Annotated in this window: 20 protein-coding genes, 2 tRNA genes and 1 pseudogene; 11 read left to right on the forward strand and 12 right to left on the reverse strand. The window is 58.6% G+C overall.

Annotation, left to right across the window (positions count from 1 at the left end; genetic code table 11):
- Positions 1 to 255 precede the first annotated feature (255 nt).
- Positions 256 to 348: pseudogene (locus tag GRI91_RS16375) on the forward strand (hypothetical protein); the annotation flags it as partial.
- A 136-nt stretch (positions 349 to 484) separates the two neighbouring features.
- Here GRI91_RS16375 and GRI91_RS04045 read toward each other — a convergent pair.
- A tRNA-Arg gene (locus tag GRI91_RS04045) sits at positions 485 to 561 on the reverse strand.
- Between the two features lie 58 nt (positions 562 to 619).
- Here GRI91_RS04045 and GRI91_RS04050 point away from each other — a divergent pair.
- A complete protein-coding gene (locus GRI91_RS04050; protein ID WP_160735384.1) occupies positions 620 to 1357 on the forward strand; it encodes a queuosine precursor transporter in 738 nt (245 codons plus the stop codon).
- A gap of 16 nt (positions 1358 to 1373) precedes the next feature.
- Here the strand turns inward: GRI91_RS04050 and GRI91_RS04055 are convergent, their stop codons facing one another.
- Both GRI91_RS04055 and GRI91_RS16225 read right to left on the reverse strand, forming a co-directional pair.
- Entirely contained in the window at positions 1374 to 1586 is a 213-nt protein-coding gene (locus GRI91_RS04055) for a PspC domain-containing protein (protein WP_160735385.1), read from the reverse strand.
- Complete coding sequence (locus tag GRI91_RS16225) at positions 1583 to 1714, reverse strand: hypothetical protein (RefSeq protein ID WP_272917831.1); 132 nt, start codon at positions 1712 to 1714, stop codon at positions 1583 to 1585. The genes GRI91_RS04055 and GRI91_RS16225 overlap by 4 nt, the downstream gene beginning before the upstream one ends.
- Positions 1715 to 1957: 243 nt before the next feature.
- On the opposite strand from GRI91_RS16225, the gene recF reads away from it, so the two are divergent.
- Positions 1958 to 3046, forward strand: a complete 1089-nt coding sequence (gene recF / locus GRI91_RS04060) for a DNA replication/repair protein RecF (protein ID WP_160735386.1) — start codon at positions 1958 to 1960, stop codon at positions 3044 to 3046.
- On the opposite strand, the gene GRI91_RS04065 is transcribed toward recF, so the two are convergent.
- Complete coding sequence (locus GRI91_RS04065; RefSeq protein ID WP_237437655.1) at positions 3047 to 3775, reverse strand: arylesterase; 729 nt, start codon at positions 3773 to 3775, stop codon at positions 3047 to 3049.
- A gap of 28 nt (positions 3776 to 3803) precedes the next feature.
- Between GRI91_RS04065 and GRI91_RS04070 the strand changes: the two genes are divergently transcribed.
- The gene (locus tag GRI91_RS04070) at positions 3804 to 4526 is read left to right on the forward strand and encodes an ATP-binding cassette domain-containing protein (RefSeq protein ID WP_160735387.1); all 723 of its coding nucleotides are present in this window, start codon (positions 3804 to 3806) and stop codon (positions 4524 to 4526) included.
- On the forward strand, positions 4523 to 7042 hold the full coding sequence (locus GRI91_RS04075) for an ABC transporter permease (protein WP_160735388.1): 2520 nt from the start codon (positions 4523 to 4525) through the stop codon (positions 7040 to 7042). Before GRI91_RS04070 ends, GRI91_RS04075 begins: the two co-directional genes overlap by 4 nt.
- Before the next feature lie 4 nt (positions 7043 to 7046).
- Here the strand turns inward: GRI91_RS04075 and GRI91_RS04080 are convergent, their stop codons facing one another.
- Both GRI91_RS04080 and GRI91_RS04085 read right to left on the reverse strand, forming a co-directional pair.
- Positions 7047 to 7478, reverse strand: a complete 432-nt coding sequence (locus tag GRI91_RS04080) for a DUF805 domain-containing protein (protein WP_202385460.1) — start codon at positions 7476 to 7478, stop codon at positions 7047 to 7049.
- Between the two features lie 86 nt (positions 7479 to 7564).
- On the reverse strand, positions 7565 to 10285 hold the full coding sequence (locus tag GRI91_RS04085) for a TonB-dependent receptor (protein ID WP_237437656.1): 2721 nt from the start codon (positions 10283 to 10285) through the stop codon (positions 7565 to 7567).
- A gap of 302 nt (positions 10286 to 10587) precedes the next feature.
- On the opposite strand from GRI91_RS04085, the gene typA reads away from it, so the two are divergent.
- Positions 10588 to 12408 carry a translational GTPase TypA gene (gene typA / locus GRI91_RS04090; RefSeq protein ID WP_160735389.1) on the forward strand — a complete coding sequence of 607 codons (1821 nt, stop codon included), beginning with the start codon at positions 10588 to 10590 and terminating at the stop codon, positions 12406 to 12408.
- 61 nt (positions 12409 to 12469) lie between these two features.
- Here typA and GRI91_RS04095 read toward each other — a convergent pair whose 3' ends face one another.
- Positions 12470 to 12862, reverse strand: a complete 393-nt coding sequence (locus GRI91_RS04095; protein ID WP_160735390.1) for a VOC family protein — start codon at positions 12860 to 12862, stop codon at positions 12470 to 12472.
- A gap of 269 nt (positions 12863 to 13131) precedes the next feature.
- Here GRI91_RS04095 and putP point away from each other — a divergent pair, with 269 nt between their 5' ends.
- Positions 13132 to 14607, forward strand: a complete 1476-nt coding sequence (putP, locus tag GRI91_RS04100; protein ID WP_160735391.1) for a sodium/proline symporter PutP — start codon at positions 13132 to 13134, stop codon at positions 14605 to 14607.
- A gap of 38 nt (positions 14608 to 14645) precedes the next feature.
- On the opposite strand, the gene GRI91_RS04105 is transcribed toward putP, so the two are convergent.
- From GRI91_RS04105 to budC, 3 genes are all read right to left on the reverse strand, one after another.
- Positions 14646 to 15350 (reverse strand): DUF4336 domain-containing protein, encoded by a 705-nt coding sequence (locus tag GRI91_RS04105; RefSeq protein ID WP_160735392.1) that lies wholly within the window; start codon positions 15348 to 15350, stop codon positions 14646 to 14648.
- 24 nt (positions 15351 to 15374) lie between these two features.
- Positions 15375 to 16589, reverse strand: a complete 1215-nt coding sequence (locus tag GRI91_RS04110; protein WP_160735393.1) for a potassium/proton antiporter — start codon at positions 16587 to 16589, stop codon at positions 15375 to 15377.
- A 169-nt stretch (positions 16590 to 16758) separates the two neighbouring features.
- Positions 16759 to 17532, reverse strand: a complete 774-nt coding sequence (budC, locus tag GRI91_RS04115) for a meso-2,3-butanediol dehydrogenase (RefSeq protein ID WP_160735394.1) — start codon at positions 17530 to 17532, stop codon at positions 16759 to 16761.
- 245 nt (positions 17533 to 17777) lie between these two features.
- On the opposite strand from budC, the gene GRI91_RS04120 reads away from it, so the two are divergent.
- On the forward strand, positions 17778 to 18929 hold the full coding sequence (locus tag GRI91_RS04120; protein WP_160735395.1) for a glycosyltransferase family 4 protein: 1152 nt from the start codon (positions 17778 to 17780) through the stop codon (positions 18927 to 18929).
- Between the two features lie 5 nt (positions 18930 to 18934).
- Here GRI91_RS04120 and GRI91_RS04125 read toward each other — a convergent pair whose 3' ends face one another.
- Complete coding sequence (locus tag GRI91_RS04125) at positions 18935 to 19372, reverse strand: hypothetical protein (protein WP_160735396.1); 438 nt, start codon at positions 19370 to 19372, stop codon at positions 18935 to 18937.
- A gap of 70 nt (positions 19373 to 19442) precedes the next feature.
- On the opposite strand from GRI91_RS04125, the gene GRI91_RS04130 reads away from it, so the two are divergent.
- From GRI91_RS04130 to GRI91_RS04140, 3 genes are all read left to right on the forward strand, one after another.
- Positions 19443 to 20765 (forward strand): replication-associated recombination protein A, encoded by a 1323-nt coding sequence (locus tag GRI91_RS04130; protein WP_160735397.1) that lies wholly within the window; start codon positions 19443 to 19445, stop codon positions 20763 to 20765.
- Positions 20758 to 21645, forward strand: a complete 888-nt coding sequence (locus GRI91_RS04135; protein WP_337190312.1) for a hypothetical protein — start codon at positions 20758 to 20760, stop codon at positions 21643 to 21645. Before GRI91_RS04130 ends, GRI91_RS04135 begins: the two co-directional genes overlap by 8 nt.
- A gap of 72 nt (positions 21646 to 21717) precedes the next feature.
- Positions 21718 to 21793: transfer RNA gene (locus tag GRI91_RS04140), tRNA-Thr, on the forward strand.
- Between the two features lie 242 nt (positions 21794 to 22035).
- Here GRI91_RS04140 and GRI91_RS04145 read toward each other — a convergent pair.
- Positions 22036 to 23424, reverse strand: coding sequence for a sulfatase family protein (locus GRI91_RS04145; RefSeq protein WP_160735398.1), 1389 nt, complete (start codon positions 23422 to 23424; stop codon positions 22036 to 22038).
- Positions 23425 to 23431 lie beyond the last annotated feature (7 nt).

Raw genomic sequence — 23431 nt, forward strand, 5'->3', positions numbered from 1 at the left:
AACTGCGTGGCGATACCCTTGCGCCTGCGCGGCGAGACCGTCGCGGGCCTGTGCCTGAACGGTGCAGCACAGCGGCTGCCGCAGAGCAGGCTCGTCTTGATCGCCCGCGCGGCGGCGGACATGGCGCTAACATTGCCCGCCGTAGAGTGAGGAAGCCAGGAAAAGGGCCGGAGTCTCGCCCGCTCACGCCGACGTCCGCTTCGGCTTGCTTGCGACCGAGAGCAGACGTTCCGCTAAGACAAGAAAAGCGGCCAGTACAGATATTACGCTTGCTCGAACCGGGCCAGAGCCGGAACAAGTATCTGTAGGGGCCGGCGGATATCGATGGGCAAACTGGACGATATAGTTCTCGACGCCTTGGAACAGCGCCTGCTGACACCCGAACGTCTCCGCGATCTTCCATCGAGCTGGCTCGATCATACAAAGCATGCGCTCGGCCGCGTGGGCTGCCAGCCGCATTACCGGTGCCCAACATCGAAGAGAATGGTGCGCCCAGCAGGATTCGAACCTGCGGCCTCAAGATTAGAAGTCTCGTGCTCTATCCAGCTGAGCTATGGGCGCATGTGATTTGCCCCATAGCGTGCTTTGCCCTGAGAGCAAATCGGGTTAGCACGCATTTATGAACAGAAGCCCTGCCCCCTTGCCCGGAAGCACCGGCGCGCGCCGCCATTTTCGTTATTATGATCTGATGATGGCTGCCTTTGTGGCAATTCTTTTGCTGTCAAACATCATCGGCGCCTCCAAGCCAAGCTACGTCACCCTGCCAGGCGGCATGGAGTGGTCCTTTGGCGCCGGCGTTCTGTTCTTCCCGATCAGCTATATAATCGGCGATGTACTGACCGAAGTGTATGGCTATGCCCATGCCCGGCGCGTGATCTGGACCGGCTTTGCCGCCCTGCTCTTCATGGCCTGCATGGCGGCGGTTGTGGTGGCCCTGCCCCCGGCACAAGGCTGGCCGGGACAGGAAGCCTATGAATTCGTCTTCGGGAATAGCTGGCGCATCGTTGGCGCCTCCATCGCCGCTTTCTGGGCCGGCGAATTCGCCAATTCCTATGTCCTGGCAAAAATGAAGCTCTGGACGAAGGGCAAGGCATTGTGGAGCCGCACGATCGGGTCCACGATCATCGGTCAGGGACTGGATAGTCTGATTTTCTATCCGCTGGCCTTTTATGGCCTTGCCGGATGGCCGCCCGAACAGTTGATGATGGTTGTGGTGTCGCAATGGCTGATCAAAACCACCTGGGAGATATTGCTGACTCCGGTGACCTATGCAGTGGTCAATTTCCTGAAATCACGGGAGGGGGTTGAGGTGTTTGACAGTGACACCGATTTCTCCCCCTTCGCGCGGTCGGAATAGTGGCTGGCTGCCCGCCTCAATCGGCGAGCAGCGCAATCAGAAGGTAGACCAGGATGAGGCTGCCGAAACCGATCAGCGTTCCCGCCACAAAGACGATTCGCATGATCATCGGGTCCATCCCGAAATAACTGGCAAGGCCGGCACATACGCCAAGAAACTTGCCATTGTCCTTATCCAGCCGGAATTTGCGCGCTGGCACTCCGGCTGGTTTATTGTTCAGATCGTTCATGCCACGATCCCGGCAGCTGCAATCGCACCGCTGCTGGTGGAGAAGCTGGCGACCAGCAGGAATGCGGTCATGGAAATGGCGGCGACACCGGCGAAAGCGTTGGTCATGCTGGTTGAAAACTTGCTCATGGTAATTCCCCTGTTGCTACATTGTGCTGCACCATTGCAGCGATATTTCCTCCTTTGCACAGGGTGTGCCAGTTTTACGAAATGGCGGATTTCAGCGATATTTATGAAGGTATACTGAACGCAGCGCGATGCCCCTTGCCGAATATTGGTAAAATACACCAAGTATTTGGATCGGGCATTTCACGCAAATATCTCATGTGCGTCTGGCTTCACCTGTGATGCTGCGATAGGTGACTTTAGCCCATGTCGCTCGACCGCATCACCATCGCGCATTTCCGCAATCACAGCGAAAGCCGGCTGGACGAAACCGCCAGCTTTAACTTGCTGGTGGGGGAAAATGGCGCGGGCAAAACCAATATTCTGGAAGCTCTGTCGCTGCTGGCCCCCGGGCGCGGCCTGCGCCGGGCCAATCTGGCGGAAATGGCGGCCATTAATGGGCCAGGGCATTTCGGCATCTCGGCACGCCTGAAACAGGTCAGCGGTGATGAGCCGGTCCAGCTTGGCACCGGCACTTTGCCCGAAAAGCCCGGCCGCCGACTGGTTCAGGTCAATGGGGCAGAAACCAGTGCGGTCAGCCTTGGCGAGTGGCTGGCCATGGGCTGGCTGACACCGGCGATGGACCGGATCTTCACTGACAGCGCGGGTACGAGACGGCGCTATATGGACCGGATGACCGTGGCCCTCTTTCCTGCCCACGCGCGCAGTGCGGCCCGCTATGAAGCCGCCTTGCGTGAACGCAATCGATTGATCTCTGATGATCGCGCGCCCGAACCGCAATGGCTGGATGCGATCGAAGCACAATTGGCTGAACATGGGTCCGATCTCGCGCTGGGCCGTGCCTCACTGATTGAAAAGCTGAATGGTGAACTGGCCCGGCTGCCGGATCAGCCCTTTGCCCGCCCTGCCTTGACCTATCTCCCCGGTGGGCCGGTGGAGCGGATGGAGCTGGCCCGTGATCTGGCACAGCATCGCCGCCGCGACCGGGCGGCACAGCGAACGCTGAGCGGGCCCCATCGGGACGAGCTGGAAGTAACCATGGCTGGTAAGGGCGTACCCGCTGCGCAATGTTCCACCGGAGAGCAAAAGGCGATGCTGATCGCGGTAACGCTCGCCCATTCGGCGCTGGCCGCAGGTGGGCGTCCGGGCCTGTTATTGCTGGATGAAGTGGCCGCTCATCTCGACCCCATTCGCCGCGCAGCCTTGTTTGAGCGTTTGCGCGATGGTGGGGCGCAGGTGTGGCTAACCGGAACCGAGGGCGCCCCCTTCGAAGAAATCAGAAGCGAGGCCGCGATCTGGCGGGTGGATGGCGGCCTGCTCGAACGGCTGAGCTGATCAGGGCCGCTCTGGCAAAGCCTGCCTGACGTCACCTTCGGTTGCCGCAACCAGAGTTTCAATGCCCTCTGCCGTCGGATGCACCCGATCATCCTGAATCAATTCGGGGTGATCATAGACCCCCTCAAGGAAAAACGGGACCAGATCCACGCCAAATTGCTTTGCCAGATCGGGATAAAGCGCGTCGAAACGCTGGCGATAATCCTCCCCCAGATTGGGCGGCGCGCGCATTCCCATCAAGAGAACCGGGATATCGCGCTGCTGCAATTCGCTGAGAATGGCGGAGAGGTTTTTCCGTGTCTGATCAGGGTCTATTCCGCGCAGCAGATCATTCCCGCCCAGTTCCACAATTGCCAAGTCAGGTGCCACATCCTGCCCCGACAGCACGAATGCGATCCGCTGCGCGCCTGCGGCGCTGGTGTCACCCGATACGCCTGCATTGGTAATACGGGCATTCACGCCCTTAGCGCGGAGAGCCCTTTCCAGTCTGGCGGGATAGCTCTCCTCGGGATCGACTCCATAGCCGGCGAAGAGACTGTCACCAAACGCCAGAATATGTCGCTCCGGCCCCATAACTGGCTGTTCAACATCGATATCCTGCGGTGATGTGCTGGCCGCCGCCGTCGGTGTAGTGGGCTCATCTGAACAGGCAGCCAGCGCAAAAACCGCTGAAAGACTGATACTAAGAGATATAAAAAGGCGCATTGCGCGGTTTGTTCGCTTGCTCATACCGCTATCCCTATGCGATCGCTTGGCTGTGAAAAAGCCTCTTGCTATTGAAGCCCGCAATTTGCGGCTTTCCTTCGACGGAGCGACCGGACCGGTCGAGATACTCCATGGCGTGGATCTGGCGATCGAGGAAGGCGAAATCGTCGCCCTGCTGGGCACATCAGGTTCCGGCAAAAGCTCGCTGATGGCGGTCCTCTCCGGGCTCGAACGCGCAACGTCGGGCGATATCATGGTTGCCGGAGCAGACTTTGCCCGGCTGGACGAAGATGCGCTGGCCATGGCCCGGCGCGGACGGATCGGCATTGTGCTGCAGGCGTTCCACCTTCTGCCCACCATGACGGCGCTGGAAAATGTCGCCACCCCCATGGAACTGGCCGGAATGGCCGACGCACAGCAACGGGCCGAAACGGAATTGCAGGCTGTCGGGCTTGGTCACCGCCTCACGCATTATCCCAGCCAGCTTTCTGGCGGAGAACAGCAGCGGGTAGCGCTCGCCCGTGCCATCGCGCCGCGTCCGACATTGCTCTTCGCCGATGAACCGACCGGCAATCTGGATGGCGTTACGGGGGAGGAGATCATGGATCTGCTCTTCGCCCGCCGCGCGGAAACAGGGGCAACCTTGCTGATCATCACTCATGATCCTGCGCTGGCTGCACGCTGTGACCGGGTGGTGACCATGCAGGACGGTCTAATCGCCGCGAGTGACGACGGGGCTGGCAATCCGGCTGACGGGTCTGTGGAAGGGGCATGAACACCCTGAGCTGGAAAAGCTGCTGGCGGATAGCGCGGCGCGATCTGCATGGCCGCTTCCGCGGGCTGCGCCTGCTGCTGATCTGCCTCTTTCTGGGGGTCGGCGCATTGGCCGCGATCGGCTCTCTGACCTCTGCCATTTCCGGCGAATTGTCGAGCCAGGGCCGCGCCATTCTGGGCGGCGATCTGGAAGTGGAAGTCTGGCAGAGGCCGCTTACCGACGATGAAACAGCCTTTCTTGACCAATATGGCACGCTTTCCCCCGGATTGAGATTGCAGGCGATGGCCCGCACCGATCAGAATGCCGCGCCGGTGGAGCTGAAGGCGGTCGCACAAAACTGGCCGCTATACGGAAAATTCACATTGGCCGATGGCCGCAGCGCCGGCGCTCCCGCTCCCGGAACGGCGTGGGTGGCCGACAGCGTGGCCGAAAGGCTCAGCCTGAACACGGGCGACACCTTTCGTGTCGGCAGTCAAACGCTGACTATTGCTGGCATTATTGGTGAAGAACCAGACCGTTTGAGCGAAGGATTCACGCTGGGCGCAAGCGTGATTGTCCCGCGTGACATGCCGGAAAAGGCAGGATTGACCGCCCCCGGCGCGCTCTATGAAAGCAAGACCCGCATCGCCTTTGATGGCGCGCGGGACGCTGACGCAGTTCAGCAGGCCATTGAACAGCGCTTCCCCGACGCTGGCTTTGACATTCGCACCGCCGCTCGCGCCTCCCCCGGCGCGGATCGTTTCGTCTCGCGAATGGGTGAATTTCTCATTCTGGTCGGCCTCTCCGCTCTGGTGATTGCCGGAATTGGCATTGGTGGAGGCGTCGCCTCCTATCTCGATGCCAAGCGCAATTCGATTGCCACGTTGAAAATCCTTGGCGCGACCAGTGGTGACATAACCCGAATTTACGGACTGCAATTATCCGTTGCGGCGGCGATTGGCGCAGTGGCCGGAATGGCCGCGGGCTTTGGTGTAACACCGCTTTTCGCGCGGGCATTGTCCAGCCTGCTGCCGGTGCAAGGCGGCCTTGTATTTGATCCGGTTGCCCTCCTGCGTGCGGCCGCCTTTGGCGCGCTGGTGGCGGTGGCTTTCGCCGCACCGCCGCTGGCGCGGGCGCGCCGCATCCCGGCCATGGCTCTGATGCGCGCCCGCGTGGCCCCGCTGGCGGGCGATTGGAAGCTGGCCGGCCTTCCGGTTGTCGCGGCGCTCATCGGAATAGTCGCGCTGGCTGTTATCGGCTCCGACCAGCCACTGCTCAGTGGCGGTTTTCTGCTCGGTTCCGCAGTGCTGCTCGGCCTGCTGGCGCTGCTCGGCCTTGGTATTCGGAAGCTTGCGGCGCGGATAACACCGCCGCGCAATCCGCTCTGGCGCGCGGGCCTTGCCAATCTCCACCGCCCCGGCGCAGCCACTGCCGCGCTTGTCACCGCCCTGGGCTTTGGCCTTTCCGCCTTTACCCTGCTGGCCGGCGTGCAGACAAGTCTCGATGCCAATATTGCCCGCTCCGTCCCCGAACGGGCACCGGATTATTTCGTGCTCGACATTCCGCGCGGCGAGACCGACAAATTTGAGAGTATCGTCCGCCAATCCGCGCCGGAGGCGACTATTCGCACAGTCCCGACCCTACGCGGAGCGATCCTCGCTTACGGGCCGGACGATGATATGACCCGGGTCAGCGATCTGGACGAATTGCCTGATGGCGCATGGGCTTTGCGGGGAGAACGCGGCCTGACCTATGCCAGCGATGTGCCCGAGGGAAATAGCGTGGTGCGCGGAGAATGGTGGCCCCGCGATTATGATGGACCGCCGCTGGTTTCCGTGGACGAGGATCTGGCCGAGGCGATCGGCCTGCAGATTGGCGACCGCCTGACCATTGGTCTGCTGGGAGTTGAGCGAGAGGCCAGAGTCGCCAATTTCCGGCGGATCGACTGGGATTCTCTGGGCTTCAATTATGTTCTGGTGTTCAGCCCTAATATGCTGGCCGATGCACCGCATAATCTGGCCGCAACGGTGGATTTCGGCGATAAAGAGCCGCAAGGTCCGCTGCTGCGTAATCTCGTGGAGGCATTCCCCTCCAGCTCCGTGATCGAAATTGGTCCGATATTAGAAGAAGCGCGGGTCATCCTGGATCAGGTCAGCGTGGCCGTCTTGGCCGCCGCGTCGGTTGCGGTATTGGCCGGGATCGCCGTGCTGCTGGGGGCGCTGGCCGCATCGCGCGCCGCGCGGCTGTATGACACCGTCATTTTGCGGGTTCTGGGCGCGAGCCGCAGACAGCTTCTGACCATGCAGATTATCGAATATGGCGTGCTGACGCTGCTGCTATCCGCCGTGGCGCTGCTGGTCGGTACGGCGCTCGCCTGGGCGGTGATAACCCAATTGTTCGATTTTGACTGGCTGCCCGATTGGCCGCGTATCTTAATGGTGCTGGGCGGCGGCGCTGCGTTGGTCCTGACCTTCGCACTCGGCGCCACCCTGCCCCTGTTACGCGTGCGCCCGGCGCGGGCGCTACGCGATCTTTAGAGCATCAGGCGAAAACATCCGCCTGTGCCGGATTCTTGGGATCGGGGCCAAAACGGTTGGGCCCGTCCGTCCCGGGAAGCAGCGTCACCACTATAAAGGCGATCGATGCAATAAAGCCAACGAAGGGAATAGCAGACGCCACGACCATGCCGAGATACCACCAGCCAGACAGATCCCGGTCATGCAGCCGGCGAACTGTTACGGCCAGACTTGGTATGAAAATCGCCAAAAACCAAATGCCAAGCAATGCTGCGGCAATCATCCAGCCGCCAGACATGCTCGCATAATCAGCGCTTCCCCCGCTCAGCAACAATCCAATAAGGATCCCTGCCAGGATTACCAATACGTTGAGAAGTGCGAACATCCAGTATTCTTTGCGCCGCGAGCGCCCGCTGAAATCAGCATAGCGTTTGAGCGGCAGCAACATCCATTCCATGATTTCAGTCCTTTTCCATCTGATTTGCCTTTGCAAGCAGTCCGGAGAGGCAAGGACAAGACCTGATCCTCTCCGGTCAGAACTTGTCACCATCTATAACGGATCGTGCCGCCATAGGTGCGCGGATCAGTGGGATAGGCCGAAACGCCGCCCGGTTGAGCCACAGAATCAAACACGGTCGCATAATACTGCTTGTCGAGCAGGTTACGTCCCCACACGGAGAAGGAGAGGCCGTTATCCAGCTCATAAGCCAGCGAAGCGGTCAGATCCTGCGTCTCACGCGTGAAGGGTTTTGCGCCTTCAGTTGCCGGCGTACCGTCAATAACTGTGCCATCCGCATCACGTATGGCCAGCCGCGGAAGACTGTCTTCCACCTGTGTTTTCGACTGATAAAGAAAGGAGACGCTCGGAATCAGCGCGCCTGAACCAACTGCCATTTCATATTGCGCGCCCATCACCAGGGTCCATTCCGGAATGCCGGCCGGGGTCGTGCCGCTGATATCACCTGCGGCAGAATCGATGAAACTGTCATATTTCGGATCGAGCCAGGTCACGCCGAAGCTGAGCAGCAACGGTTCAACCGGCGTGATCACACTTTCCAGCTCCGCCCCATAGGTGCTCTGCTTACCCGCGTTGCGCAGAGCAAAGCCCGCCCCGGTGAAGATATTGGACTGGAAGTCCTTAATCTGTTGGTGGAACACCGCCAGATTGACCGATGCAAGATCAGACGATGCTTTCAGCCCTAGCTCCAGCACGCGCGATTTTTCAGGATCGGCATAGCGCCCCCCGAACGTCAGATTGGTCAGGTTAAGACCAGCATCCTGCAACGCCTGGCGGTCGCTGGGAGACGGACGGCTGTCCCGCGACAAATTGATGGAGCTTGCCTTAAAGCCGGTGGCATAGCTGGCATAGACATTGACCGTGGGCGAAACGTCATAAGCCAGCCGGACGGTGTAAGAGAAATTATTGTCCGATGTTTTCCCGTCTTCCACCGCATTGGGCACATTCAGGAACGGCGGAAAGAACTGTAGCCCCCGCAGCGAGCCGAGCGGGTTGGCTGCGGGATTATTGGCATTTCCTGCCGCATAGGACTGCAATTGCTGGAATACAGGCGCGGTTGCCGGATCAGAGGCGAAAGCCGCAACGGCAGCGCTGTCAGTTGGGTCCACGCCCGCCTGTTGCAACGCACCAGCCAGCAACAATTGCTGGCGGAATCCGGCATATTGCGCCGCATCCAGATCGATCGACGAAAATACGCCGCTCGTCTGAACATCGATCGCATATTTCTTCTTATCCGATGTGTAATTGCCGCCCAGAGTGAGGGTCAGGCCATCTGCGACCTGGACATCAAGCTGACCGAACAGGGAGAACGCCTCGCTATCCAGACTATAGTCTTCATCCAGCCCCTGGCCGCCGCCGAAAAACTGGCCGGTATAATCGGTGCCATCAAGGGCGCCGAAAGTTTGTTCCAGACCGGCCACGCTCAGTGCACCGCCACTTTGTTGCGTGATCAGAATATTGGCATAATCGCGAAAATCGCTGCCGATTTTCAGGCCGCCGGTCTGATCGATATCTTCATTGATATAAAATGCGCCCAGCAGGAGCGAGAACACATCCGCAAAACTCGCCGTGGCGCGGAATTCCTGGGTGAATGTATCAATCGCCAGATCCTGCGTATTGGGATAGACAAGATCTGCGCTGGTGAAATCGGAATCCTGTTCATTGAACAGCCGCGTACCGCGATAGGCACTGATTGATGTCAGCGTGAGCGGGCCAAGATTATAATCGACCTGCGCCGAAACGCCGTAATTCTCGATGTCGTTGATCGAATCATAATTGTTGTACGTCGTGCCGCTGAACTGATCATCCTCATCATTCACCCGTCCGCCAATCGCGCGCAAAGCGGCCGTTGCCGGTCCGGAGCTGATATTCATGGCAGTGCAGCAATTCTCGTCGATCTTGTCATAATCGCCGATCAGACGGACACTCAGATTGTTCTGCGGCTGAAACAGCATCTGCCCGCGCACGAACCAGCGATCACGTTCATGCGTTCGGTTGCCAGTGCCGGCATCCTTGTAAAATCCGTCGCGTTTGTTGATCCCACCCGAGATACTGGCCGCCACCGTGTCAGACAGACCACCGGTCACATAAGCCCGGCCGACCTTCTGATCGAAATTGCCATAAGTGAATTCGGCATTGCCCGAAAAGTCGAATTGCGGCTTTTCCGTCGTGATCGAGATAACACCGGCAGACGCGTTCTTACCGAACAGCGTTGATTGCGGCCCGCGCAACACTTCGATGCGTTTTACTTCCGGCAAATCCGTGATCTGGGCTGCAGAGCGCGAACGATAGACATTATCGACGAAGACGCCGACAGACGGCTCGATCCCCACATTATTCGCGCCATTACCAAAGCCTCGGATGAAAAAGTTCACATTGCCGACACTTTGTTTCTGACTGACTGTCAGCGATGGCACGACCATCTGCAGATCATTCAGATCGCGAATATGGTCTCGCCGCAAAACATCGGAGGAAATGACGGTCACAGCCACCGGCACATCCTGCAGAGTCTGTTCGCGCTTCGTTGCAGTTACCAGAATTTCATTGGCTAGCAGTGCGCTGTCCTCAGGCGCCCAGTCATCAGCCGGCATCGCCATTTCAGCATATTCATCTGCTGGCATTGCGAGTTCTTCTTCCTCGCCCTGATCCTGCGCAAATCCTGCCTGCGGTAAGGCCACAGCTGCCAGAGAAACAGCACTCATCAACAAGCTGCGCGAGGCGCCGGCAATCTTAATCGGTACCTGCAAAGGTTCCTCCTTCATGTTTCTCGCAGACTGCCTTATTTTATTGTGATCCTGGCAGTCGGCACACCTTGCCGCCAATCCGTAGAATATCGGCCCGTAAACGCAATATTCAGCATGGCTGATTGGTAAACATTCGTTAATGCTCCTTGTGGATATGGTATGATACAAGCTACAGCCGAATCCCAACCCGCCCGTTAAGTTGAACTTGCTGATTGCAGCAACGATCAGCTTCGTATAAGGGCGGCGCGTTTCGCGGGCGCAGCATAAATGCCGCCCGCCCCTTTTAAATCGAAAGCCACAATCCAATGTCCGCGAACCAGCGCAATATCGCGATTATCGCTCACGTCGATCACGGCAAGACCACGCTCGTCGACCAGCTCTTCCGTCAATCCGGCACGTTCCGCGACAATCAGCGCGTTGAAGAACGCGCGATGGATTCGAACGATCTCGAAAAAGAGCGCGGCATCACCATTCTGGCGAAGCCGACCTCGATCGTATGGAACGATATCCATATCAACATCGTCGACACCCCGGGCCACGCCGACTTCGGCGCCGAAGTGGAACGTATCCTGTCGATGGTCGATGGCGTTATTCTGCTGGTAGACAGTGCCGAAGGCGCCATGCCGCAGACCAAATTCGTCACCGGCAAGGCGCTTGGCCTCGGGCTGAAGCCTATTGTGGTCGTCAACAAGATCGACCGTCCCGATGGCCGTCCGCAGGAAGTGCTCGACGAAGTGTTCGATCTCTTCGTCAGCCTCGACGCCAATGACGAACAGCTTGAATTTCCGGTGCTCTACGCCTCTGGCCGTAATGGCTATGCCAGCGAAGATCAGGATGCCCGCGAAGGCACGCTGACGCCGATGTTCGAAAAGATCGTCAGCCACGTTTCGCCTCCCGGTCTCGACGAAACCGGCCCGTTCAGCTTCCTTGCGACGCTGCTTGACCGCGACAATTTCATGGGCCGTGTGCTGACCGGCCGCGTCCAGTCCGGCACGATCAACATGAACGATCCGATCCACGCCCTCAGCGCCGAAGGCAAAGTGGTGGAAGTCGGCCGGGCTACCAAGCTGCTGGCCTTCCAAGGTCTCGACCGCGTGCCGGTGGAAAGCGCCAAGGCTGGTGACATCATCGCTCTGGCCGGTCTTGAAAAGGCGACTGTTTCCGACACGATCTGTGATCCGTCGGTTAGCGAACCGATTGCTGCACAGCCGATCGATCCGCCAACGCTGGCTATGCGCTTTGCCGTGAATGACAGCCCGCTGGCGGGCCGTGAAGGCGACAAGGTGACCAGCCGCATGATTCGCGACCGTCTGGCACGCGAAGCGGAAAGCAACGTCGCCATCCGGATTACGGAAAGCGCCGATAAGGATAGTTTCGAAGTGGCTGGCCGCGGCGAACTCCAGCTCGGCGTGCTGATCGAAACCATGCGCCGCGAAGGCTTTGAGCTGGGCATCAGCCGCCCGCGCGTGCTGTTCCAGGAAATCGACGGCCAGAAGATGGAACCGTATGAAACGGTCGTCATCGATGTGGACGATGAATATTCGGGCACTGTTGTCGAAAAGATGCAGCGCCGCAAAGGTGAACTCACCGAAATGCGCCCTTCCGGCCTCGGCAAGACACGCATCACCTTCTCCGCCCCGAGCCGCGGCCTGATCGGCTATCATGGCGAATTCCTGTCCGACACGCGCGGAACGGGCATCATGAACCGTCTGTTCGAAAAATATGACGTGCATAAGGGTTCGATCGAAGGCCGTGCGAATGGCGTGCTGATCTCCAATTGCACCGGCGAATCGGTCGGCTACGCACTCAATTCGCTGGAAGATCGCGGCATCCTGTTCATCAAGCAGCAGGAAAAGATCTATGAAGGCATGATTATAGGCGAAAACGCCAAGCCGGACGATCTCGAAGTCAACCCGATGAAGAGCAAGCAGCTCACCAACTTCCGTTCCACCGGCAAGGATGACGCCGTCCGCCTCACGCCACCTAAGGTGATGACGCTGGAACAGGCGATCGCCTATATCGATGACGATGAAATGGTCGAAGTAACGCCGCAGAGCATCCGTCTGCGCAAGGCCATTCTCGACCCGAATGAGCGTAAGAAAGCCCGTCGCAAAGGCGGCAATTAATCTACTTATAATTGCTGGCGGCGGGCTGATCCGCCGCCAGCAACAGATTATGAGATAAACCTCAGCCGGGCCAATCGCCCTGCTGCAAAACGACGCGGTAGCCATCCGGATCTTCATAGGTCCGTCCCGCTTTATCCCAATAGGGATTGAACGATGGCACTGGCATGAAGCCAGCCTGCTCCATCCGGTCCACGGCCGCCTGCCAACGTGCGGGCTCGGGCAGATAGAATATCAGCAGATTATCCTGTGTCGGCGCGCGTCCCGCGGCATGACCGGCTGCCTGGGTGAATTCGAAATGATAGGGTGCGTCCTTTCGGCCCAGCATCACGCCAGAAAAATCACCATGCCCGGCAAACTGGCCGATCACCTCCAACCCCAAACCGTCCCTGTAAAAGGGCAGCAGCGCGGCGATATCATCACTGGGGCGCGCAACACGCAGCCGGGGCATGGTCATTATCGTTTTCCTCTATCCATTGTTGTCCCTGCCATAGGGGTCCGATCCAAGAGGGAGCAAGGGCCGCGCCAAAGCGTTCCCGCGCCGGGGCAATTCGCGCGGGCGGCAAGGAATGCCCGCTACGATATTCGCGTAGATATATGAAAACTGCCAGAAAACCGTTCCTTGCAGATCCGAGATTTGCACAGGACGGGATCTTACCAACAAAATAGCAAATACATCACCGATCCGAGGGTGACAAGTTGCCTTCGGTCCCTATGCTGCGCGGCATGCAAACAGGCACACTGATTTCACTCGCTCTCTATTTCATCCTGATGATCGGGATCGGGCTCTACTCGTGGAAGAAGTCAACCGATTCAAGCGAAGGCTATTTGCTTGGCGGACGTAATCTTCATCCCGCAGTTGCGGCCCTGTCTGCTGGCGCTTCCGACATGTCGGGCTGGTTGCTGCTGGGACTGCCCGGTGCGCTATACGCCACCGGCCTCGTCGAAGCATGGATTGGGATAGGGCTTTTCCTCGGCGCCTTGGCAAACTGGATCATCGTTGCCCCGCGCCTGCGACATCAGACCGAAGAGCTCGGCAATTCGCTGACCATTCCGCAATTTCTGGCCAACCGCTTCCCGGACAAGGCCATTCCATTGCGTGTTGTCTCGGCCATCATCGTCGTCGTTTTCTTCACCGTCTACACCTCCGCCGGTCTGGTCGGCGGTGGCAAATTGTTCGTCACCAGCTTTGCCGGCCTGTTCGGTGATACGGGGATGAGCGATTACATGACCGGTATCTGGCTGACCGCCGGTGTCGTGCTGGCCTATACGATGGTCGGCGGCTTCCTCGCTGTCAGCCTCACCGATTTCGTACAGGGCTGCATCATGGTGGTCGCACTGGTGATGATGCCAGTCGTCGTCCTTTTCGATGAAGGCGGCCCGGCTGCTGTCCAAAGCACTCTGACGGCCATCGATCCCAATTTCCTGAGCCTGTTCAGTGGGCTTGGCGTGATCGGATTTATCTCGGCCATGGCCTGGGGTCTGGGCTATTTCGGCCAGCCGCATATTATCGTCCGCTTCATGGCGGTACGTGATGTGAAGGCGACCAAGACCGCGCGTAACATCGGGATGAGCTGGATGTTCGTGTCCCTGATTGGCGCATTGGGCGTGGGCATTGCCGGGCGCGCTTATATGGAAATGAACAATCTGCCGATGGATGATCCGGAAACGATCTTCATCCAGCTGGCGCATTTCCTGTTTCATCCGCTGATCACCGGCTTCCTGCTCGCCGCCCTGCTCGCCGCGATCATGAGCACGATCAGTTCACAGCTACTGGTTTCCTCCAGTTCCCTGACCGAAGATTTCTACCGTCTTTTCCTGCGTAAGAACGCCAGCGAGACCGAGATGGTGAATGTCGGCCGGCTCTGCGTGTTGCTGGTCTCGCTCGCCGCAATCTACATGGCGCGCGACCCGGACAGCGAAGTGCTCAGCCTCGTTTCCAATGCCTGGGCAGGCTTTGGTGCCGCCTTCGGTCCGCTGATCCTGTTCTCGCTCACCTGGCGCAAGATGACCGGGTCAGGCGCACTGGCCGGGCTTATCACCGGCGCGGTGGTGGTGATCCTCTGGATCGCGACCGGATTGAATGAAAGCACCGGAATTTACGAAATCATTCCGGGTTTCATCGCATCCTGCATCGCCACGATCGGCATCAGCCTGATCGGCACGCCGCCAGACATCGATCACGAGGCGCTGGTCCACTAAACTCTGCGAAGAGGGGCCCGCCCCTCCCCGCAAATATGTCAGATCCATGCAAGGGCGCGCTCCAGAAAAGCGCGCCCTTTTCCTTTTTGCCACACGCCATGCGCCATCACGACATTCTCCGGATCGGCTGCAAGCAGCCGCGCCTTTGCCTCACGCAGCAACGATTTGTCGCGGAAAGACAGGCGCCATTCGAGCGGGGCATAGCCAAAACCTTCCACGATCTTCCAGAGAGACGCGATCGGCCGCGCCCAGAATGGCCAGTGGCGCTTCAGGAATGTTTTGCTAAAATTCTCCGAGAAATCGGCCATGATCAGCGTCCGCGACGCTTTATGGAAGAACAGCACTTCATCCATAAAGGGCGATCCGTGAATCCAGACCTGTTCGATCTCCTTCGCCCATTCCTCCGGCGCCGGCTCTGACAAGGCCGGGCGATCAAAAGTGATATCACTGCGCTTGTCGATCGTAGATTGCGGCCCCCATGTGTGCGCCTGTGGGTAGCGGCGCTGCCAGTCACCCATGAACAGATGGTGTAACTTGTTGGGGCTAACCAGATGGCGCACTTCGCCAAGTTCATCCAGCGCGGCTTTCAATTGCGCGTCGAATTTCAAGGGTGACCAGAACCACAGCCCGCCATCCGCAAGCCGCACGACCACCGAACGGGTGGGATAGGGGAAGCCGTAAAACGACACGCAGTCCCCTTCCACCAACCAGATGTCGGGGGCTATTGCAGTTAGCTCGGTCATGAAAGCTCCTCTTGAGACAGCAGATCAGCTGGGCTTTGTCTGGTCATCCAATTCCAGAACCGCAGTCTTTCTGGCAAGCCATTTCAATGTCGGTCCCTGAACCGCGCTCGAGACGAGCACCACGAAAAACACGACGTTGAAAATAGTCTGCGCGCTCGGCACTCCGGCCACGATCGGGAATGTCGCCAGCACGATGGGGACCGCGCCGCGCAGACCGGCCCACGAAATGAACAGCTTCTCTCGCCAGCCAAGCGCCCGGAAAGGCGCCAGAGCGATAAAGACGCTGACCGGCCGCGCGATCAGCATGAGCACCAGGGTCAGCCCGAAGCCGGAGAGGATGACTTCCGGCAATTGCGACGGAAAAACCAGCAGACCAAGCGTTAGGAACATGGCCACCTGCGCCAGCCAGGCAATTCCTTCCTGAAAAATGGTTACGGTGGGTTTGGCTGGATATTCGCGCGTCGCCGCAACGATGCCTGCGATATAGGCGGCGAGGAATCCGTTCCCGCCAAGCACACCCGCCAGACCATAGCTGGTCAGTGCTGCGGCGACAGAGACCACCAATGCGAGACCTCGCACCTGCAGGGGAATGCGCTTCAGCAATGCAGGAAGCACAAAACCGATAATAAGCCCGGACAGTGCCCCGACCACCATCTGCACACCGAATTCCGGCAAGAGCATCCTCGGCGAGTCACCCGGATTGGCAATCAGCATAAGTGCAGCGCCAACCAGAAAAACCGCCATCGGGTCGTTCGATCCGCTTTCCAGCTCAATCACGTTCTGAACCTTTGGCCGAAGCGGAATATTGAGCGAACGGAGCACCGCGAACACCGCCGCAGCGTCGGTCGAGGCAATCACTGACCCGAGCAGGAACCCCTGCAGGGGGGTAAAATCAAGGATCACCATGGATGTGACCGTCATTATTCCCGCGCTGATCATCACACCAACCGTGGCGAGAGCCATCGCAGCGGGAGCCTGACCGCGCACCTTGCGCCACTTCGTGTCCAACCCGCCGGAAAAGAGTATGAAGATAAGGCAGGCCACGCTCACGCCTTGCGCCAGCGAATAATCGTCAAACGCAATGCCGCCCGGGCCATCAGACCCAGCCAGCATCCCCAGAAAGAGGAAGCCCAGGATCGACGGCAGACCGAAACGACTGGAGATGGTGCCGGCAAAAACCGTCAACGCCAGCAATACGCCACTGGCCAAAAAGACTATTTCAATGGAATAATAATGCACGCCGCTGAGGATCTACAAACACCACCGGAAAGCAAGCGAAGCTTGGTAACTACCCGGCCTTTCGAGGCTTTTTAAGCTTCAAAGCGAGTGGCGGGCCTGTCTCAGCCTTCTATCTCTCGCAGGGTCTCACCTGGCAAGTCACGCCAGCGGAGAGGATCTGCGCATCAATTTAGTCGTATTTGCGAAAATCCGGCTGACCATTCGACGCGCTGATCCCGCCATCGACGGGCATATTGATGCCGGTGATATAATCCGCGTCATCAGAGGCCAGAAAGGTAACAGCGCCAGCGATATCTGCGGGTTCAGCGGGACGCTTGAGCGCACGGCGGCGATTGAACGCCTTCATCAATTGCGGCTTTTCCTCGATACCCTTGGTCAGATCGCTGCGTGTAAAAGTGGGATTGACCGCATTGACGCGGATTCCACACTCGCCCCATTCAAGCGCCAACGAGCGCACCATTTGCGTCACTGCGCCCTTGGAAACAGTATAAAGCGCCTGATTATAATCACCGCCTGTGCCCGAAACGCTGGAGGTCGCGACAATGCAGCCCTTGGTCTTCTTCAATTCAGGATACGCATCGCGGCACATATAGAGCATGCCTTTGACGTTCACACTCAGCACCTGATCGATATCGTCATCTTCCGTTTCCGAAAAAGCGCCCGATTGCGCGATCCCGGCGTTTGAGCACAGAATATCCAGCGCGCCAAATCGCTCCACCGTCTTGGCAATGATCGTCTTGGCAAATCCGCGCTCTGACACATCGCCTTCGACGATCAGTGTGCACTCCGGATCGAGATCCGCTGCCACCTTCTCACAATCTTCGCGGCTGCGGCTATTGAGGACCACATTGGCCCCTTCATCCGCAAAACGGCGGGCGATGCCCTCACCAATTCCGCTGGATGATCCGGTAACGATGACAGTCTTGTTGGCGAAGCGATGCATTACAATTCCCTTTGGTCTGATGGCGCAACGCCCCACCCCCCTCCAAAGGTTCCACAAGGTGAGACTTTCTTGCGGTAAAGCCACTGGCGGAAAGGCATAAAAACGCTCACATCACGCATGTCAGGCAGTCAGAAGCATCGCTGCAATGGCACGATATTCAGCCTGTCTGAGAAAGAGCACCCGCTTCACAGGAAATGCATTCTGCCCCCTCGCCATTTACGCAACGCTCACCTAATGCTCTGCCGATGAATACCGCAGATCTTCGCATTGCCCTTGTCAGCGGCAACTACAATTATGTCCGTGACGGCGCCAATCAGGCGCTGAACAGGCTGGTTGATTATCTGTTGAGACAGGGCGCGGCTGTGCGCGTCTATTCTCCCAAGGTGACCGAACCCGCTTTTGAGCCGACAGGCGATCTGGTGGGTGTGCCCAATCTGCCCTTCCCCGGCCGCAGCGAATATCGTGTGCCCTTGGCGCTGTCGCGCAGAGTTAAGGACGATCTGAAGCAATTTGCGCCCAATGTGGTGCATGTCGCATCGCCTGATATCGCGTCGCATCGGGCCGTCACCTGGGCGCGCATTCGTCAGATCCCGGTGCTGGCATCGGTGCATACGCGGTTTGAAACCTATCCTCGCTATTACAATATGGCGTTTCTCGAACCCATTCTCGAAGCCATGCTTCGGCGTTTCTATCGTCGCTGCGACGCATTGGTCGCACCGTCGGAAAGTATGGCCGATGTGCTGAGGCAGCAGAGGATGAACAGCGATATCGGCATTTGGTCGCGCGGGGTCGATCGCGAAATATTCAACCCTGATCAGCGCGATCTGGCCTGGCGCAGAAGCCTTGGCATTGCGGATGATGATGTCGCTATCGGCTTCCTCGGGCGATTGGTGATGGAAAAGGGTCTGGACGTTTTCGCTGACGCGCTGGACGTACTGAAACGCCGCGGAATTGCCTGCAAAGTGCTGGTCATCGGCGAAGGCCCCGCAGATGACTGGTTCCGTCAACGGGTGCCGCATGCGAGCTTTGCAGGATTTCAGCAAGGTGCCGATCTGGGGCGCGCAGTGGCGTCCATGGATATGCTGTTCAATCCCTCGATCACCGAGACCTTCGGCAATGTCACACTTGAGGCCATGGCATGCCGTGTGCCGGTGGTGGCAGCCCGCGCCACAGGCAGCGAAAATCTGGTTGCGCATAACCGCACGGGCCAATTGGTAGAACCCGGCAACATTGATGGCTTCGCGGAAGCTCTGGCAGACTATATCGCCAACCCGGAGCGCCGCCACACCCATGGCAGCGCAGGTGAGCAGCGCAGCCTTGAATTTTCATGGGACCGCATCAATCAATGCGTGGCCGATACCTATATGCGCGTGATTGATCGACGGCGGGGCGATTAATCGTCCTAACGCAAAACAGCTGCGCGGCGCATTCGGACGGCATACCAGGTCAATGCCCCGGCAATCAGTATCAAGACCAGGCTGATAATATCAGCGGCAGTCCCGGTCATGGAAGGCGGCGCATCGCTGGTCATGCGGTAGAAATTGGTGGCAAGCATGCCCAGCACGGCCAGCAGAAAAGCGGTCGCCGCCAGCTTGCGCCGCAACAGCAGCAAGAGCGAGCCGGCTATCGATCCCCACACACCGCAAGCCCAGGCAACATCAACCCACCACGGCATATTGGCCAACCATATCAGTTCCAACCGGCTGACTCCGGCTATTTGCAGATAGCGCTGACTGCCCACCCGGGTGATCCAGTAATCATAGGCCCCGACCACATTCCAGAGCAGCGAGACTATGCCCACTACCCACAAATGCCAGGGTGCGTTTTGCTGTTGCGTCATCGCGGCAAAGGATGCTCCGAAAGCACAAGAATGGCAAATATTGATCGCGTTCCCTATGTAGGGCCGTATCATGGATGATCTTTTCGGCACCGCCCCCACCTCCCCTTCCGAAGACACGCAGCCTGTGCGTGAGGATGCTCCGCTGGCGGACAAATTGCGTCCCCGGGATCTGGGCGACATTATCGGGCAGGACCATCTGACGGGGCCGGAAGGTGCGATCGGCCGTATGGTGGGCGCCGGGCGCCTGTCCTCCATGATTTTATGGGGACCGCCTGGTACCGGAAAAACCAGCATTGCGCGCCTGCTCGCCGCAGCAGTGGGCATGCGTTTCACCGCGATCAGCGCCGTTTTTTCCGGCGTTGCCGATCTGAAAAAGGCCTTTGCCGAAGCGGAGAAGTTCCAGTCCGCAGGCCAGCGGACGCTGCTATTCGTTGACGAGATTCACCGCTTTAACCGCGCCCAGCAAGACGGCTTTCTGCCCTTTGTCGAACAAGGCACGGTGACATTGGTGGGGGCAACCACCGAAAATCCCAGTTTCGAACTCAACGCCGCCTTGCTCAGCCGCGCACAAGTGCTGATTCTGCATCGGCTGGATGCCACCGCGCTGGGGCAATTGCTGGACCGCGCCGAAGAGTTGGAAGAACGCCCGCTGCCCCTGACGCAGGAGGCACGCGAGGCCCTGATAGCCTCCGCCGATGGCGATGGCCGTTTCCTGCTCAATCAGGCGGAAACCCTTTATGCCTCCAATCTGACCGAGCCACTGGAACCCGGCCAGCTGAGTGATTTCCTGCAGCGCCGCATGGCGATCTACGACAAGGACCGCGAGGGGCATTACAATCTGATCTCTGCCCTGCACAAAGCCGTGCGGGGGTCCGATCCGCAAGCTGCGCTCTATTACCTTGCGCGGATGCTGGTGGCGGGGGAAGAACCGCTTTTCGTTCTTCGGCGATTGGTGCGCATGGCGGTGGAGGATATCGGTCTGGCCGATCCCAATGCGCTGCAACAATGCCTCGCCGCGAAAGAAGCCTATCAATTCCTGGGCTCGCCCGAAGGAGAACTGGCGATATCGCAAGCATGCCTGTACGTCGCCACCGCGCCCAAATCGAATGCAGCGTACAAGGCGCATAAGGCCGCATGGAAAAGCGCCCGCGAGACGGGATCGCTCATGCCACCGCAAAACATCCTGAACGCCCCGACCAAGCTGATGAAAGAGATCGGCTATGGATCAGGTTACACCTATGACCATGATGCTGCAGAAGGCTTCTCAGGCGACAATTACTGGCCCGAGGAAATGGAACCCCAATTGTTCTATGACCCGGTCGAACGCGGCTTCGAACGCAAGGTGAGAGAGCGAATCGCCTATTGGAACCGGCTGCGGACAGAGCGTGGCTAGATTTACCCATTTCGCGGCGATCGACTGGTCCGGCGCCGCAGGAAAGACCCAACGCGGCATCGCTGTCGCCCTCTGCAGCACCGGGACACAGGCACCGCAGCTCGTGCGTCCCGGCCAGATATGGTCCCGCTCCGAAGTGCTGGAATGGATCCGTGACGCCATGCCCGCCAATACGCTGGTCGGGATGGATCTGGGCCAGTCGCTGCCTTTCGCGGATTGCGGGGCGTTCTTTCCCGGTTGGTCCCAAAGCCCGGCATCCGCGCATGAATTATGGGCGCTGATCGACACTATCTGCGCGGACGACCCGCATCTGGGAGCCAACACCTTTGTCGATCATCCAGCCGCCAGCCGCTATTTCCGCCGCCATGGTGGACGCGAAGGCGCGCATTTCCGCGTTGGCGCCGAAACCACGGGTAAGGGCCGGTTTCGCCAGACGGAACTGAAGCAGCGCGAACAGGGATGCAGTCCCTATAGCAATTTCAATCTGGTCGGCGCGGCGCAGGTCGGCAAAAGCAGCCTCACCGGTATGCGCTTGCTCCACCGGCTTGGCGGTAAAGTGCCCGTCTGGCCTATGGACCCGGTGCCCGCATCAGGATCAGTGCTGGTGGAAATTTACACGACCATCGCCGCCATGGCCGCAGGACGCCGCGCCGGTCGATCGAAGATCCGCACATCGGCGGAACTCGGCGCAGCGCTGACGACATTGGGCTGCACACCGATAGCGCCTGATTCTCACCCAGCAATCGACGATCATCAGGCCGATGCCATGATCACGGCGGCATGGCTGCGCAACAATGCCGCGCGCGCCGCGCTATGGCAGCCATCCGGCATGACACCGGCTATTGCGCAGACCGAAGGATGGACATTCGGCGTCGCCTGACGATTAAAAACACATAATTCGTGATAAGGGGGCTGGACCTTTGGCTCACTCTATCGCATGGGGTGCGCGCGTGCCGGTATAGCTCAGCTGGTAGAGCACCTGATTTGTAATCAGGGGGTCGCGGGTTCGACTCCTGCTGCCGGCACCACTTTTCTCAAAAACTTACGCGCGACATGCGAACTCCCAGGATTACGCAGCAACCACATAGCAACCACGCTATGGAGGACTATGTGGGAATCAAAATTGCCTGTATCCGACCGGTATCAAATATTACAGGTGCTGGTGGGCAATGCCCCACCAACTTGCGTTCACCAATGCTGACCGAGATTCGCTCTTATAGACAGATCTTCGCATGGCGCCTGCACGCTTTGATACGGCTATTCTCCATGCTCAATCTTGCCAGATAGCCGGTTTGTGACTGGGCGGTCTCTCTCCTGGGCGAAGAAAGATATCGCTTCCCGGCGAGCTTTTCAGAGGTTCAAAGGTAGTTCTGGCGGTTTCAAGCCTTGCCTTCATCATCGCGAGAGCATCTTTATGAAGCGATGCGACGCTGTAGCTTTCGCTCATATCCGGATCGGTCATGTCGTAAAGCTGCGGATATCCCCGATCTTCAACAGAAAATTTGAAGGTACGGTAGTAATCGGCAATCACATATTTCCAGCGCTGGGTGCGTATGCCCACGACTTCTTCATTGTCAAAAAGCACCAGTTCTTGATGCGGGGAAGGCGCTGCGCGGGTCAGGACGGCGCTGATATCCTTGCCATCGAGGATTGTATCTCGGGGTAACTGCTTGCCCGCCATCGCGCAGAAGGTTGGCAGAAAGTCGATACCCATGGTGATGGCATTGGTCGAAACCCCGCTGGGAACGGTTCCCGGTTGCCGTACGATACAGGGAACGCGGTAGCCGCCATCGTATGCGCCTCCCCCTTTCCGATCACGCAATCCACCGGCAGACCCTTCGAACCAGGGGCCGTTGTCGGAGGTGAAGATCAGCATCGTATCCTCCGCAATACCCAACCGGTCGAGCTTGTCGATCAGCCTGCCCACGATCTGATCAATTTCCTCAACCACATCGCCATATGATCCGGCAGCCGATGTGCCGGCCAGGGATGGGATCGGATAATTAGGCAGATGGGGTGCGCTCAGGGCCAGATCGAGGAAGAACGGACGGCTTGCATTGTCCTCCAGAAATGTCTCCGCTCTGTTCCAGAACATCTGCTGCAATTGCGGATATTCAAATGGCACTTCATGAACATCCTCGCCGCGACCTTCATAAAGGCTGAGCGGCAGCATATCGTGGCTGTAAGGAATGCCGTAAAACAGATCGAAGCCGTGCTTAGTGGGCGGCCACGAAGGGCCTTTATGCCCGAGGTGCCATTTGCCAATCAGCGCCGTAGCATATTCGGGCTTAAGCGCCTCGGCGATCGTCACTTCCGATAGCGGTAGCCCCCTTGCTTCATCCGCCATGATAACACCGCGAGCAAGCCCGGTACGGATAGGATAACGGCCGGTCATAAATCCAGCGCGCGAAGGCGTGCAAAGATTGGCTGGCGCATAGTAATCCGTCAGCTTCATACCCTGCCGGGCCAGCCGGTCGAGATGCGGGGTTTTGATCGTCCGCCCACCGAAGGCTCCGACATCGCCATACCCAAGATCGTCGCAATAGATGACGATGAAGTTGGGTTTGCGTCCCGGCCGATTTGACGCCGAAGCGATAGAGGGGAGCAGCGAAAGCGATGCTCCACTCGCGAGACCTGCAAGAATTTGCCGACGATCCATATATTCC

The sequence above is a fragment of the Altericroceibacterium endophyticum genome (genome assembly GCF_009827595.1).
GTDB classification, from domain to species: domain Bacteria; phylum Pseudomonadota; class Alphaproteobacteria; order Sphingomonadales; family Sphingomonadaceae; genus Altericroceibacterium; species Altericroceibacterium endophyticum.

Coding starts and splice junctions, on each gene's coding strand:
- GRI91_RS04050 (WP_160735384.1), top strand. CDS start 620: ATGAACAGAAGCCCTGCCCCCTTGCCCGGAAGCACCGGCGCGCGCCGC.
- GRI91_RS04055 (WP_160735385.1), bottom strand. CDS start 1,586: ATGAACGATCTGAACAATAAACCAGCCGGAGTGCCAGCGCGCAAATTC.
- GRI91_RS16225 (WP_272917831.1), bottom strand. CDS start 1,714: ATGAGCAAGTTTTCAACCAGCATGACCAACGCTTTCGCCGGTGTCGCC.
- recF (WP_160735386.1), top strand. CDS start 1,958: ATGTCGCTCGACCGCATCACCATCGCGCATTTCCGCAATCACAGCGAA.
- GRI91_RS04065 (WP_237437655.1), bottom strand. CDS start 3,775: ATGAGCAAGCGAACAAACCGCGCAATGCGCCTTTTTATATCTCTTAGT.
- GRI91_RS04075 (WP_160735388.1), top strand. CDS start 4,523: ATGAACACCCTGAGCTGGAAAAGCTGCTGGCGGATAGCGCGGCGCGAT.
- GRI91_RS04080 (WP_202385460.1), bottom strand. CDS start 7,478: ATGGAATGGATGTTGCTGCCGCTCAAACGCTATGCTGATTTCAGCGGG.
- typA (WP_160735389.1), top strand. CDS start 10,588: ATGTCCGCGAACCAGCGCAATATCGCGATTATCGCTCACGTCGATCAC.
- GRI91_RS04095 (WP_160735390.1), bottom strand. CDS start 12,862: ATGACCATGCCCCGGCTGCGTGTTGCGCGCCCCAGTGATGATATCGCC.
- putP (WP_160735391.1), top strand. CDS start 13,132: ATGCAAACAGGCACACTGATTTCACTCGCTCTCTATTTCATCCTGATG.
- GRI91_RS04105 (WP_160735392.1), bottom strand. CDS start 15,350: ATGACCGAGCTAACTGCAATAGCCCCCGACATCTGGTTGGTGGAAGGG.
- budC (WP_160735394.1), bottom strand. CDS start 17,532: ATGCATCGCTTCGCCAACAAGACTGTCATCGTTACCGGATCATCCAGC.
- GRI91_RS04120 (WP_160735395.1), top strand. CDS start 17,778: ATGAATACCGCAGATCTTCGCATTGCCCTTGTCAGCGGCAACTACAAT.
- GRI91_RS04125 (WP_160735396.1), bottom strand. CDS start 19,372: ATGACGCAACAGCAAAACGCACCCTGGCATTTGTGGGTAGTGGGCATA.
- GRI91_RS04130 (WP_160735397.1), top strand. CDS start 19,443: ATGGATGATCTTTTCGGCACCGCCCCCACCTCCCCTTCCGAAGACACG.
- GRI91_RS04145 (WP_160735398.1), bottom strand. CDS start 23,424: ATGGATCGTCGGCAAATTCTTGCAGGTCTCGCGAGTGGAGCATCGCTT.